This is a genomic window from Bradyrhizobium sp. I1.14.4, from assembly GCF_050435825.1.
Classification (GTDB): domain Bacteria; phylum Pseudomonadota; class Alphaproteobacteria; order Rhizobiales; family Xanthobacteraceae; genus Bradyrhizobium.
Genome location: NZ_JBNDLA010000004.1, coordinates 335,201 through 347,230, shown reverse-complemented (window position 1 = coordinate 347,230; position 12,030 = coordinate 335,201). Strand labels below are relative to the sequence as shown.

Sequence of the window (12,030 nt, the reverse complement as noted above, 5' to 3'; positions counted from 1 at the left end):
GGCCGTGACCTTCGACGACATCAGGCACATTGCGCTGGCGTGGCCGGAAGTCGAGGACGGATTTTCCTACGGTACGCCGGCGCTGAAGGTGCGCAAGAAGATGCTGGTGCGGCTCAAGGAGGACGGCGACAGCCTGGTGATGCCGGGCGTGCCGCCGGATGAGCGCGACATGCTGGTCGAGCGCGAGCCCAAAGTGTTCTACTTCACCGATCACTACCGCGATTATCCGATCGTGCTGATCCGCCTGTCGAAGGCCAGGCGCGCCACCGTCGAGCCGCTACTGCGCCGGCACTGGCGAACGCTGGCATCGAAAAAAACGGTCCGGGATTACGACGCAACCGCTTCCTCGTGACGCAAGACGAATTCCTCACCGCCGTGCTGCGCAACCCCGCCAATCAGGCGATAACAGACGAGTTGTACCGCCTCGCTTTGCCCGATGCCTGGCTGGTGGCCGGCTGTCTGGTGCAGACCGTGTGGAACGTGCAGACCAACCGGCCGCTCGATCACGGCATCAACGACTACGACATCTTCTATTTCGATCCGGAGACGTCGTGGCAAGCCGAAGACGCTGTAATCCGCGACCTCAGGGCGCGGCTCGACCATCTCGATGTCGCGATCGAGGCCCGCAACCAGGCCCGCGTCCATCTCTGGTACCCCGACAAGCACGGCCTGCCCTATCCGCCGCTGTCGCGCTCTACCGACGGCATTGATCGCTTCCTCACCGAGAACACGCGGATCGGCATCCGCCGCGTCATGAACGGCTACGACGTCTATGCGCCGAACGGTTTCGATGATGTCGCCGGCATGATCGTGCGGCCGAACCGGACCGCGAATTTTTCGGCGGCGAACTATGCGAGGAAGGCGGCGCGGTGGAAGGCATTGTGGCCGGAGATCACGGTGCTGGCGGCGGAGTAGCCTGTCGTCCCTGCGGAAAGCCGGGACCCATAAATGCATATGCGGCCCCTAGCGCACCACGCCAGACGTGAATCCCGCCTTGCGGCGCGGCGGCTTGATCTCCTTCTTCAGGAAGCAATGAGCGTCGCGGCCGGCATAGCCAGGCCGGGCGTAGGTCCAGGCGCGGCACTTGTTGTCGGCGGTGCAGGCGGCCTGGCAGGCCTCGTCGCCGTCGTGGCTCTTCAGTTCGAAGTTCTTGTAGTCACCGCCGAGGCGGTCGATCGAGGTTTCGATGGCGCCGTTGCGCGGCTCGACCACGCCCGCGCCGCGCACCCCGGAAACGCAGCAATCGTTCTGCACCCGCAGCGGCACGGTGTTCTTCAGCCAGCACACCGCGCCGTTGTTGGCGTCGGTCGGATAGTTGAAGCTCCAGGCGCGGCAGCGGCGGTCGCGCTCGCAGGTGAGCGCGCAATCGGCGGGATCGCCTGTCGTCACCGGCGCGTTCAGATAGTCGCCGCCGGGACGGTCGAAATTGGTCTGCGCCAATGCCGGGCGCGCGACGACAGCGGCCGTAAAGACCGCAAACATCACCACACACGCCCTAAAGAGGCGGCCTATCCCCATGAGATTGCTTTCAAATTCGCGCAGCCCCGCGCATTTCGCGGGGTGTCATTTGAACGCCATGAACCTGTACGGCCGATGAACGGCGCCGCAACGGCAGGTACGACAACACCGCCGTCCGCGTGTGCCTCAGAACCCGAATTGGGGCCGAGCGAGGCTTAGAAGGCGTACTCCTGATAGGCCGGTTCCACCGAGCCCCTCCAGGGACCGTTGAACTTCTCCAGCATCTCTTCCGCCGGCGAGCGGCCAGTCTCGATGATGCGCTCGAGCGGTTCGAGGAAGCGGCTTTCGTCGCGTCCGAGATGGTCGATCCGGCCGCGCCGCCGCAATCCGGCATGCGACAGGACCAGGCACTCCTTGGCGATCTCGAACAGATAGCGGTCCTTGATCCGCGCCTTGAAGCCGAAGCGCGGCACGTCGTCGCGCAGCGCCTGCCGCTCCGGCGCCGTCCAGTGGCGGACGATGTCCCACGCGGCATCGAGGCTGTCATGGTCATAAAGCAGCCCGACCCAGAATGCCGGCAGTGCCGGCAGCCGACCCCACGGCACGCCGTCGGCGCCGCGCATTTCAAGGTAACGCTTCAGCCGCACCTCGGGGAAGATCGTCGAGAGATGATTGGCCCAGTCCGACAAGGTCGGGCGCTCGCCGGGGAGAATCCGGTTCTTGCCGGCGAAGAAATCGCGGAACGAGGAGCCGGAGACGTCGATATATTCTTCGCCGCGCTTGACGAAATACATGGGAACGTCGAGCGCATAATCGACATAGCGCTCGAAGCCCATGCCGTCCTCGAACGCGAACGGGATCATGCCAGAGCGCGCATTGTCGGTGTCGCGCCAGATCTCGGAGCGGAACGACAGGAAGCCGTTGGGCTTGCCTTCGGTGAACGGCGAGTTGGCGAACAGGGCGGTCGCGATCGGCTGCAGCGCCAGCGACACCCGCAGCTTCTTCACCATGTCGGCTTCGGAGGAGAAGTCGAGATTGGTCTGCACCGTGCAGGTCCGGTACATCATGTCGAGGCCGTATTTGCCGACCTTCGGCATGTAGTTGGACATGATCTTGTAGCGGCCCTTGGGCATCGCCGGGATCTGCGCCCGCGACCAGGATGGCGTCATGCCGAGACCGAGGAAGCCTATGCCGAGCGGGGTCGCGATTTCGCGCACCTGCGCCAGATGCGCCATCAATTCCGACTGCGTCTGATGCACGGTTTCGACCGGCGCGCCCGACAATTCGAACTGCCCGCCCGGCTCGAGCGAGATCGCGCCGCCGCCGGTGACGTCATAAAGGCCGATGATGTTGCCGCACTCCATGATCGGCTCCCAGCCGAGCAGCAGCTTCATGCCCTCGAGCAGCGCGCCGATGCCCTTCGCGCCTTCATACGGCACAGGCTGATGGCCTTCGAGCGTGAACGGAGTCTTCTCGTGCTCGGTGCCGATCCGGAATTCGGACTCAGGCTTCACGCCGGCTTCAAGCCACGCCACGAGTTCGTCGCGCGACTGCAGCGGCGTCATGTCGATCTGGTCACGCGCCATAGATAATCCAACTCAAGGGCGCTTCGATCGAAGGCGCGCGGTGGCAGGGGCATCCGTGGGCCACAACGGCCGCGGATGATGGGATCAGGAATATCATCGGGCAGGCACGCCGTCTCGCGCCGGCGCGGCCTTGGTATCGCTCTTCGTATCGACCTTGGCGTCGCTTTTTGCGTCGCCGCAGGAGCAGCCCAAACGGTCGAGCAGACCGCACAGCCTGGCCGCGTCGGCATCGGACAATTTCGAGCCGACATGCTTGTCGATCGCCGAGGAATAGGCGCTCCACATCTTCTTCTGGAGCTCGCGACCTGCCTCGGTGATCTCGACGAACTGGCCGCGCTTGTCGATCTTGCATTCGCGCCGGGCGGCGAGCCCCTCGTCGACCAGCTTGTCGATCAGCCGCGAGGTCGAATATTGCGGGATCAGCATCTGCCGCTCGAGCTCGACCGGGCGCAGCTCGCCCGACGGCGCGCGCGACAGCTCGAGCAAGGCGTCATACCAGGCGAGCGGCGGAAAGCCGGCCTTCTTCAAATCCTGCTCGACGCAGTCAAGCACCCGGCTCGGCACCCGCATCAGGCGGATCCAGGCGGCCGTCGCCTCACTCGATAGCTTGCGTTTCATGGTCTAGCTCATAGGGTCCCGGAACCGACTGTACCGCACTGAATGCATCTGCATCAATCTTGACTATTTCATGCAGGTGCATGTAGGCAATCCCTCTCCGGACGCCAAGAACAAGGGAAGGAATACCCCCATGAAGCTTTATTACACCCCCGGTGCCTGCTCCCTCTCCCCCCACATCGCCCTGCTCGAGGCAGGCCTGCCCTACGACCTCGTCAAGGTCGATTTGCGCGCCAAGAAGCTCGAAAACGGCGACGATTTCCTGCAAGTGAACCCCAAGGGTCAGGTGCCCGCGCTGGCGCTGGACACCGGCGAGATGGTCACCGAGGGGCCGATCATCATCCAGATGATCGCAGACAAGGCCGCCGACAAGAAGCTGGCGCCGGCCCGGGATTCCAACGAGCGCTACAAGCTGCTCGAATGGCTGAACTACATCACGACCGAGCTGCACAAGAATCTCGGCCCGATGTTCTCGCCGGTGCTCGCCGACGACGCCAAGGCCTTCTTCAAGGACCGCGCCATGGGCAAGTTCAAATACGTCGAGAGCCAGCTTGCCGGACGCGAATACCTGATGGGCAACCAGTTCACGGTCGCCGACGGCTACCTCTTCACCATGATCATGTGGGCGAGCGACCGGCTCGGCTTCGATCTCTCGAGCCTGCCGAATCTAACGGCCTACAAGGCCCGCGTCGCGGCGCGCCCGAAGGTGCAGGAAGCGCTGAAGAAGGAAGGCCTGCTCAAGGCTGCCTGAGCTCTCTCGCTACGATAGCGAAAGAGCCGGATCGATGGATCCGGCTCTTTCTAATTGGCCCTTTTCTCGGCAACCGGAGGTGGAACTAATCAATTTGACCTGCATTCTACCGGTTAAGACTAAGTCGGTGTACTTCCGGCAGAGGGCGTTGCTGTCCTTATCCAACTGACCGACTATGACCTGCGGCGCGCCCTCCGCTCCAACTGGTCTAAAAATGTGACGATTGCCTTTACCCTTTTGTTGACCAGCACCCTCGTTGGGCTGGCAACCAGTTTGTACTTTCGAGTTTGGACATTGATGCTGGTGTCGCCGCTGATCGCGGTGCTCGCGGCGATCGTGCTCCAATCCGACGGCTTTGCGTTTGCCACCGGCGCTCCGATCGTCGTCGCCTGCCTTGCATTCAACCAGTTCGCCTATCTTGCCGGCGCTTTGCTGTCGCCGGAGAATGACGGCTCAATGGCGGAAGAAATCGACGGCATTCCAGGCCGCGGCCGCGAGCACAAGATCCACGGCCAGAACGAGTAGCACCAGGCCGGTCCAAGAAGGACCCTTGCCTCGCAAGCGCAGCGGTTTCAGGCGTCGTGGCGATGACAGCGAGACGGAATGCTTGCCCGCGGCCTCGGCGGCACCTCCCTTGAGTACAGCACGCATTGCACGACACCCCCCTGCTCGTCATCTTGGTGATCGTCTCGACGATCAACCAGCAAGAGTGATGCCAGCAGCGCGTGGTGCCAGTGCAGAGCAAGCGTGGCGGGAGTTTTACCGGCGCGACCGTCACGCAACAGGATCAAGTCGGATCGATGACCGGCTTGATCCTGCGCGATTTGGGCCAGAGCGCGACGACGCTTACGCCGCCTGTTTCTTCGGCGGAAAGCGGCCGTAGAAGGTTTCGCCCTTGGCAGCCATCTCCTCGAGCAGCTTCGGCGGAGTGAAGCGCGAGCCGTACTTCTTCTCGAAGGTGTGGCAGAGCGCGACGAAATTCTTCGTGCCCATGAAGTCGATGTAGGACAGTGCGCCGCCGGTGAACGGCGCGAAGCCAAAGCCGAGGATCGAGCCGACATCCGCCTCGCGCACGTCCGTGATGACGTGATCCTCGACGGTGCGCGCGGCTTCCACCGCCTGCACCACCAGGAAGCGTTGCTTCAATTCCTCGACGCTGAGCGTGTCGGGATCGAGCTGCTTTGGCTGCAGATTGGCGAGCCCGGGCCACAGGCTCTTCTGGCCCTTGCCCTTCTCGGGATAGTCGTAGAAGCCCTTGCTGTTCTTGCGGCCGAAGCGGCCCTGCTTCTCGACCATCTCGACCATCAGCTTCTTCTGCGCCTGATCGACCGCGTTGGGGCCGAGATCGGCCTCGGTCGCCTTGGTGATCTTCAGGCCGAGGTCGAGCGCGACCTCGTCCTGCAGCGACAGCGGTCCGACCGGCATGCCCGCCATCTTGGCGGTGTTCTCGATCATCGCCGGCGGCACGCCTTCCAGCAGCATCTCATTGCCCTCGGAGATGTAGCGCATCACGCAGCGGTTGGCGAAGAAGCCACGGGAATCGTTCACAACAATGGGCGTCTTGCCGATCGCGCGGACATAGTCGAGCGCGGTCGCGAGCGCGACGTCGCCGGTGTTCTTGCCCATGATGATCTCGACCAGCATCATCTTCTCGACCGGCGAGAAGAAGTGGATGCCGATGAACTTGCCCTGGTCCTTGAATTCCTCAGCCAGCGAGTTGATCGGCAGGGTCGAGGTGTTGGAGGCGAAGATCGCGCCCGACTTCAGGAGCGACTGCGCCTTGGCATAGGTGTCGGCCTTCACCTTCCGGTCTTCGAACACCGCCTCGATGACGAGGTCGCAGTCCGAGATCACGTTGTAGTCGGCCGTCGCCGAGATGCGCGCCAAGATGGCGTCGCCGGCCTCCTGCTTCATGCGTCCTTTCGCGATCAGCCCGTCGACCACGGTCTTGGCGTGGCCCTTGCCCTTGTCGGCACTGTCCTGGTCGCGATCGACCAGCACGACGTCGATGCCGGCCTGCGCCGAGACATAGCCGACGCTGGCACCCATGAAGCCGGCGCCGATCACGGCAAGCTTCTTGACCTTGGTCGGCGGCACGCCCGCCGGACGGCGTGCGCCCTTGTTCAATTCCTGCATCGACAGGAACAGCGAGCGGATCATCGCAGCCGCTTCCTTCGAGCGCAGGACCTTCGTGAAGTAGCGCGACTCGACCCGCAGCGCGGCATCGATCGGCAGCTGCAGGCCTTCATAGACGCAGCTCATGATGGCGCGCGCGGCCGGATAATTGTCGTAGGTCTCGCGGCGATAGATCGCATTGCCGGCCGGGAACATCTGCATGCCCATCTTGGAGAAGACGGGACCGCCGGGCAGCTTGAATCCCTTCTCGTCCCACGGCGCGACTGCCTTGCCGCCGCCCTTGATCCAGTCCTTCGCGGCCTTGATCAAATCGGCCGCGGGCACGACGGCGTGGATCAGATTGAGCGCCTTCGCGCGCGTGAGATTGACCGCCTCGCCCTTGAGCAGCAATTGCATCGCGTCCTGCGGCGACACGAGGCGCGGCACGCGCTGGGTGCCGCCGGCGCCCGGGAACAGGCCGACCTTGATCTCGGGCAGGCCGAGCCGGGTCTTCGGGTTGTCGGCCGCGACACGGTAGTGGCAGGCCAGCGTGATCTCGAAGCCGCCGCCGAGCGCAAGCCCATTGATCGCGGCGACCCACGGCTTGCCCGAGGTCTCGATCGCGCGGAACGACTGCGACATGCGGCGGCTCTGCTCGAACAGCATCTGGTTCGCGGCTTCCTCGCCCTTCTCCTTCAGGAGCTGCGCATAGCTGCGGTTCATGCCCTCGAGCATCGAGAGGTCGGCGCCGGCGCAGAATGCCTCCTTGGCCGAGGTGATCACGACGCCCTTGATCGCGGCATCGTTGGTCGTCTGCTTGATGATCTCGTCGATCTCCTGGGTCGAGATCTCGTCGAACACGTTCATCGAACGATCAGGGATGTCCCAGGTGACGAGCGCAATGCCGTCGGCGTCGGTCTCGAACTTGAAATTCTTGTAGGCCATGTGGTGCTCCCTCGCTGCCGGCAGCCGATCTCAGGCGCGGCGGTTGTATCTGGATCACGTAGGGTGGGTTAGCGAAGCGTAACCCACCGCCTTTGTTCGGGGTGACGTGGTGGGTTACGCCGTCGGCTAACCCACCCTACGGTCGTCACACGCGCTCGATGATGGTGGCGGTGCCCATGCCGCCGCCGATGCACAGCGTCACCAGCGCCGTTTCCTTGTTGGTGCGCTCGAGCTCGTCGAGCACGGTGCCGAGGATCATCGCGCCGGTCGCGCCAAGCGGATGACCGAGCGCGATCGCGCCGCCGTTGACGTTGATCTTGGCGTTGTCGATGTCGAAGGCCTGGATGTAGCGCAATACCACCGAGGCGAAGGCCTCGTTGAGCTCGAACAGGTCGATGTCCGACTTCTTCATACCGGAGCGCTCGAACAGCTTCTCGGTGACGTCGACCGGGCCGGTCAGCATCATCGCGGGCTCCGATCCGATATTGGCGAACGCGCGGATCCTCGCACGCGGCTTCAAGCCGTGTTTCGCGCCCGCCTCCTTGCTGCCGAGCAGCACCGCGCCGGCGCCGTCGACGATGCCGGAAGAGTTGCCGGCATGATGCACGTAATTGACCTTCTCGACCTCGGGGTGCGACTGGATCGCCACCGCATCGAAGCCGGCCATCGCCGCCATCGCCGCGAACGACGGCTGCAGCTGCGCCAGCGACTGCATCGTCGTGGTCGGGCGCATGTGCTCGTCCTTGGCGAGGATGGTGAGGCCGTTGATGTCCTTGACCGGCACCACCGACTTGTTGAAGCGGCCCTCATCCCAGGCCTTGGCCGCGCGCTGCTGGCTCTGCACCGCGTAGGCGTCGACGTCGTCGCGCGAGAAGCCGTATTTGGTCGCGATCAGATCGGCCGAGATGCCCTGCGGCATGAAATAGGCCGGCACCGCCATCGAGGGATCCATCGGCCAGGCGCCGCCGGAGGCGCCGATACCGACGCGGCTCATCGATTCCGCGCCGCCGCCGATCACGAGTTCATGCTGGCCGCTCATGATCTGGGCTGCGGCAAAGTTCACGGCATCGAGGCCGGAGGCACAGAAGCGGCTGATCTGGACGCCCGGCACCTTGTCGCCGAGACCGGCGTTGAGCGCGGCGAAACGGGCGATGTCGGACCCGGCCTCGCCGACCGGATCGACCACGCCGAGCACGACGTCATCGACGCAATCCTCGGGAAGATTGTTGCGCTGCTTGAGCGCCTTCAGCGGCGCCGTGGCGAGCGCCAGCGCCGTGACCTCGTGGAGCGCGCCATCGGCCTTGCCGCGGCCGCGCGGGGTACGAACGTGATCGTAGATGTATGCCTCAGGCATGACGCCCTCCTTGATATGAGGATCATAATATAGACGAAAGGAAGCGCCGCCGCAGGGTGTGCGACGGCAATTTTTCAGAACGCTTCCGCGGCCAATTCCATCGTGGTGGCGCTGCCGCTCTGGATCCGGGCCAGATGCACGGCGGTCTCCGGCAACAGCTTCTCCATGAAGAAGCGGCCGGTCACGAGCTTGGTGTTCAAATAGGGCGTCGTGCCGGCGGCGGCCTTGTCCTGCGCCACCTTGGCCATCTTCGCCCACATATAGCCGAGCGCGACGAGGCCAAACAATTTCATGTAGTCGGTCGCGGCGGCGCCGGCGTTGTCCGGCTTGGTCAGCGCGTTCTGCATCAGCCAGCCGGTGGCCTGCTGCAAATGGCCGAGCGCGGCCGAGAGCGGGGTGATGAACGGCTTCATCGCCTCGTCGCCGCCATGCTCCTTGGCGAAGGCCGTGACCTCGCCGAAGAACGCCATTACGGCGCGGCCGCCGTCGCGTGGCAGCTTGCGGCCGACCAGGTCGAGCGCCTGGATGCCGTTGGCGCCCTCATAGATCATCGCGATGCGCGCATCGCGCACGAACTGCTCCATGCCGTGCTCGGCGATATAGCCGTGGCCGCCGAACATCTGCTGGGCCGAGACGGTGTTGGCGAACCCGGTGTCGGTCAAGACGCCCTTCAGCACCGGCGTCATCAGGCCCATGTGATCGTCGGCGGCCTGGCGATCCCCAGCGTCGTTGGAGCGGTGTGCGACGTCGCTCTTCAGCGCGGTCCACACCACCATGGCGCGCGCCGCCTCGTTGAAGGCGCGGATGGTGAGCAGCGTGCGGCGAACGTCGGGATGCACGATGATCGGGTCGGCCGGCTTGTCCGGCGCCTTGACGCCGGTCAGCGAGCGGCCCTGCAGGCGCTCGCGCGCATAGGCGACTGCGTTCTGATAGGCGACCTCGGACTGCGCGAGGCCCTGCACGGCGACGCCGAGGCGAGCCTCGTTCATCATCACGAACATGCCCTGCATGCCCTTGTTCTCTTCGCCGATCAGCCAGCCGGTGGCGTTATCGTAGTTCATCACACAGGTGGAATTGCCATGGATGCCCATCTTGTGCTCGATCGAGCCGCAGCTGACGCCGTTGCGCTGCCCGAGCGAGCCGTCGGAATTGACCAGCACCTTGGGAACGACAAACAGCGAGACGCCCTTGATGCCGGCCGGCGCGCCTTCGATGCGTGCGAGCACGAGATGGATGATGTTGTCGGCGAGATCGTGCTCGCCGGCGGAGATGAATATCTTGGTGCCCGTGATCTTGAAGCTGTCGTCGGCCTGGCGAACCGCCTTGGTGCGGAGCAGGCCGAGATCGGTGCCGCAATGCGGCTCGGTCAGGTTCATGGTGCCGGTCCACTCGCCGGCGACCATCTTCGGCACATAGGTCTTCTTCTGCTCGGGGGTGCCGTGTACCAGCAGCGCCGCGGTCGCGCCCATGGTCAGCCCGCCATACATCGCGAACGCCATGTTGGCGGAGATCTGGAATTCGCTGACCGCCTGCGAGAGCGTCACCGGCAGGCCCTGACCGCCATATTCGGTCGGCGCCGACAGGCCGAGCCAGCCGCCTTCGGCGACCCGCCTGAAGGCATCCTTGAAGCCCTTCGGCGTGGTGACGCTGCCGTCGTCATTGCGCTTGCAGCCTTCGAGATCGCCCGTGCGATTGAGCGGCTGCAACACCTCCTCGCTGAGCTTGGCGGCCTCGCCAAGGATCGCCTCGCGCACATCGGCCGACGCATCGGTGAAGCCGGGAAGATTGCCGTAGCGGTCGATCTGGAAAACGTCGTTCAACAGAAAGCTGACGTCTTCGACGGGGGCTTTGTAGGTTGGCATGCTGATCTCCCGGCTGGCTCGCGGTCGCACGCGCGACCGATGCTGCGCAGCTTGTCCTTGGGGTTGTTGCAGCGGACCTTATCCGGTTCGGGAGGTCCGCGGCAGGTGCTATCGAGACTAAGACGCGATGTTGTTTGAGCTTGATCGTTTCGGAAAAACCGCTGCACGCTTTTCCGGATCATGCTCTAGGATTGCGACGTTGCGCCGCCCTGCTTCATCAACTCCTCGCCCATCATCCGATGCAGCAGGTTGATCGCCTTGAGCGGACGCACCATCACCTTGAAATGCGTGATCCGGCCGTCACCGTCGAACGTGACGATGTCGACGCCGTTGAGCTTGATGCCGTCGATCTCGTTCTCGAATTCGAGCACCGCGCCGGTGTCGTTGCGCCACTCGCCCAGATAATTGAAGGTCGGGCCGCCGAGCACGTTGGCGGCGCTGGTCAGATATTTGAAAGTGATGTCGCGGCCGCGCTGCGGCGTGTGCACGACCGGACTTTCGAACACCGCGTCGGGATGCAGCAGATCCCACAGAGCGGCGGTGTCGTGGGACTTCATGTAGGCGTACCACTTGTCGAGGCCCGGCTTGCTCATTCGGACGTCTCCTGCGGCGGGGTTTAAGAAGCCTGAAACATCGGCGCGCGACAAGGCGGCACACCGATCATCATATGCATATTGACGCATATGCATAGTAACGCATAATGTCAAGCGAACTTCAGAATGGTCTTCCTGGGAACTGAGATGGAGGTGGGCGTTGGCACTCGGTGACGCAATCCTCGCATGCCTCACGGAACGTCCGATGACGGGCTATGAGCTCGCCAAGACGTTCGACGCCTCGATCGGCTTCTTCTGGAAGGCCGACCATCAGCAGATCTACCGCGAGCTCTCCCGCCTGCGCGACAAGGGCCACGTCCAGGGCCGCGAAGTGGTGCAATCCGGCAAGCCCAACAAGCTGGTTTACACGCTGACGGCCGAGGGCCGCGCGGCGCTGAAGCACTGGGCGGCGCGGCCGAGCGTTCCGCCCTCGATCAAGGACGATCTTCTGGTCCGGCTCTACGCGCTCGACTGCGTCGACATCGAACCGCTGCGCAACGACCTGATGGCGCGGCTGGAGCATCACCGCGACCGCTATGAGCGCTACGAGCGCCTGCTCAACAAGCGCTTTCCCGATGGCGCCGCGCCGCCTGCCGATGTCGGCAAGATGCTCAGTCTGCGCCTTGGAATGCGCCACGAGCACGTAGTGGTGGAGTGGTGTGAGGAGGCGCTCGACGCGCTTTCGGCCATGTCCAGTCGCGGCAATGTGGTGCCGCTCGACGACGGCAAGCGCGAAGGCAACGGCTAGAAA

At 63.9% G+C, this 12,030-nt stretch carries 12 protein-coding genes; 5 read left to right on the top strand and 7 right to left on the bottom strand.

Annotation, left to right across the window (positions count from 1 at the left end; genetic code table 11):
• Nucleotides 1–4: 4 nt before the first annotated feature.
• Both ABIB78_RS11440 and ABIB78_RS11435 read left to right on the top strand, forming a co-directional pair.
• Nucleotides 5–352: an MmcQ/YjbR family DNA-binding protein gene (locus ABIB78_RS11440; RefSeq protein ID WP_429024514.1), complete on the top strand. Its 348-nt coding sequence runs from the start codon at nucleotides 5–7 to the stop codon at nucleotides 350–352.
• Nucleotides 349–915, top strand: coding sequence for a nucleotidyltransferase family protein (locus ABIB78_RS11435; RefSeq protein ID WP_429024342.1), 567 nt, complete (start codon nucleotides 349–351; stop codon nucleotides 913–915). Before ABIB78_RS11440 ends, ABIB78_RS11435 begins: the two co-directional genes overlap by 4 nt.
• A 48-nt stretch (nucleotides 916–963) precedes the next feature.
• Here the strand turns inward: ABIB78_RS11435 and ABIB78_RS11430 are convergent, their stop codons facing one another.
• The 3 genes from ABIB78_RS11430 to ABIB78_RS11420 form a co-directional block, all read right to left on the bottom strand.
• Nucleotides 964–1,518, bottom strand: a complete 555-nt coding sequence (locus tag ABIB78_RS11430; RefSeq protein WP_429024341.1) for a PAN domain-containing protein — start codon at nucleotides 1,516–1,518, stop codon at nucleotides 964–966.
• Between the two features lie 155 nt (nucleotides 1,519–1,673).
• On the bottom strand, nucleotides 1,674–3,044 hold the full coding sequence (locus tag ABIB78_RS11425; protein WP_429024340.1) for a glutamate--cysteine ligase: 1,371 nt from the start codon (nucleotides 3,042–3,044) through the stop codon (nucleotides 1,674–1,676).
• A 93-nt stretch (nucleotides 3,045–3,137) separates the two neighbouring features.
• The gene (locus tag ABIB78_RS11420; RefSeq protein WP_429024339.1) at nucleotides 3,138–3,662 is read right to left on the bottom strand and encodes a MarR family winged helix-turn-helix transcriptional regulator; all 525 of its coding nucleotides are present in this window, start codon (nucleotides 3,660–3,662) and stop codon (nucleotides 3,138–3,140) included.
• Between the two features lie 130 nt (nucleotides 3,663–3,792).
• Here ABIB78_RS11420 and gstA point away from each other — a divergent pair, with 130 nt between their 5' ends.
• Nucleotides 3,793–4,410, top strand: a complete 618-nt coding sequence (gene gstA, locus ABIB78_RS11415; protein ID WP_429024338.1) for a glutathione transferase GstA — start codon at nucleotides 3,793–3,795, stop codon at nucleotides 4,408–4,410.
• A 297-nt stretch (nucleotides 4,411–4,707) separates the two neighbouring features.
• Entirely contained in the window at nucleotides 4,708–4,935 is a 228-nt protein-coding gene (locus ABIB78_RS11410) for a hypothetical protein (RefSeq protein ID WP_429024337.1), read from the top strand.
• Nucleotides 4,936–5,256: 321 nt separating this feature from the next.
• Here ABIB78_RS11410 and ABIB78_RS11405 read toward each other — a convergent pair whose 3' ends face one another.
• The 4 genes from ABIB78_RS11405 to ABIB78_RS11390 all read right to left on the bottom strand — a co-directional run bounded on the left by ABIB78_RS11405 (nucleotide 5,257) and on the right by ABIB78_RS11390 (nucleotide 11,279).
• Nucleotides 5,257–7,470 carry a 3-hydroxyacyl-CoA dehydrogenase NAD-binding domain-containing protein gene (locus ABIB78_RS11405; RefSeq protein ID WP_429024336.1) on the bottom strand — a complete coding sequence of 738 codons (2,214 nt, stop codon included), beginning with the start codon at nucleotides 7,468–7,470 and terminating at the stop codon, nucleotides 5,257–5,259.
• A 145-nt stretch (nucleotides 7,471–7,615) separates the two neighbouring features.
• On the bottom strand, nucleotides 7,616–8,824 hold the full coding sequence (locus tag ABIB78_RS11400) for an acetyl-CoA C-acetyltransferase (RefSeq protein WP_429024335.1): 1,209 nt from the start codon (nucleotides 8,822–8,824) through the stop codon (nucleotides 7,616–7,618).
• A 74-nt stretch (nucleotides 8,825–8,898) separates the two neighbouring features.
• Nucleotides 8,899–10,686, bottom strand: coding sequence for an acyl-CoA dehydrogenase C-terminal domain-containing protein (locus ABIB78_RS11395; protein WP_429024334.1), 1,788 nt, complete (start codon nucleotides 10,684–10,686; stop codon nucleotides 8,899–8,901).
• Between the two features lie 185 nt (nucleotides 10,687–10,871).
• The gene (locus ABIB78_RS11390; protein ID WP_429024333.1) at nucleotides 10,872–11,279 is read right to left on the bottom strand and encodes a nuclear transport factor 2 family protein; all 408 of its coding nucleotides are present in this window, start codon (nucleotides 11,277–11,279) and stop codon (nucleotides 10,872–10,874) included.
• Between the two features lie 160 nt (nucleotides 11,280–11,439).
• Between ABIB78_RS11390 and ABIB78_RS11385 the strand changes: the two genes are divergently transcribed.
• Nucleotides 11,440–12,027, top strand: a complete 588-nt coding sequence (locus tag ABIB78_RS11385) for a PadR family transcriptional regulator (RefSeq protein WP_429024332.1) — start codon at nucleotides 11,440–11,442, stop codon at nucleotides 12,025–12,027.
• The last annotated feature ends 3 nt before the right edge of the window (nucleotides 12,028–12,030 follow it).

Excerpts from the sequence above, each read along its gene's own strand:
- ABIB78_RS11430 (WP_429024341.1), bottom strand. The coding sequence starts at position 1,518 with ATGGGGATAGGCCGCCTCTTTAGGGCGTGTGTGGTGATGTTTGCGGTC.
- ABIB78_RS11425 (WP_429024340.1), bottom strand. The coding sequence starts at position 3,044 with ATGGCGCGTGACCAGATCGACATGACGCCGCTGCAGTCGCGCGACGAA.
- ABIB78_RS11420 (WP_429024339.1), bottom strand. The coding sequence starts at position 3,662 with ATGAAACGCAAGCTATCGAGTGAGGCGACGGCCGCCTGGATCCGCCTG.
- gstA (WP_429024338.1), top strand. The coding sequence starts at position 3,793 with ATGAAGCTTTATTACACCCCCGGTGCCTGCTCCCTCTCCCCCCACATC.
- ABIB78_RS11410 (WP_429024337.1), top strand. The coding sequence starts at position 4,708 with ATGCTGGTGTCGCCGCTGATCGCGGTGCTCGCGGCGATCGTGCTCCAA.
- ABIB78_RS11405 (WP_429024336.1), bottom strand. The coding sequence starts at position 7,470 with ATGGCCTACAAGAATTTCAAGTTCGAGACCGACGCCGACGGCATTGCG.
- ABIB78_RS11400 (WP_429024335.1), bottom strand. The coding sequence starts at position 8,824 with ATGCCTGAGGCATACATCTACGATCACGTTCGTACCCCGCGCGGCCGC.
- ABIB78_RS11395 (WP_429024334.1), bottom strand. The coding sequence starts at position 10,686 with ATGCCAACCTACAAAGCCCCCGTCGAAGACGTCAGCTTTCTGTTGAAC.
- ABIB78_RS11390 (WP_429024333.1), bottom strand. The coding sequence starts at position 11,279 with ATGAGCAAGCCGGGCCTCGACAAGTGGTACGCCTACATGAAGTCCCAC.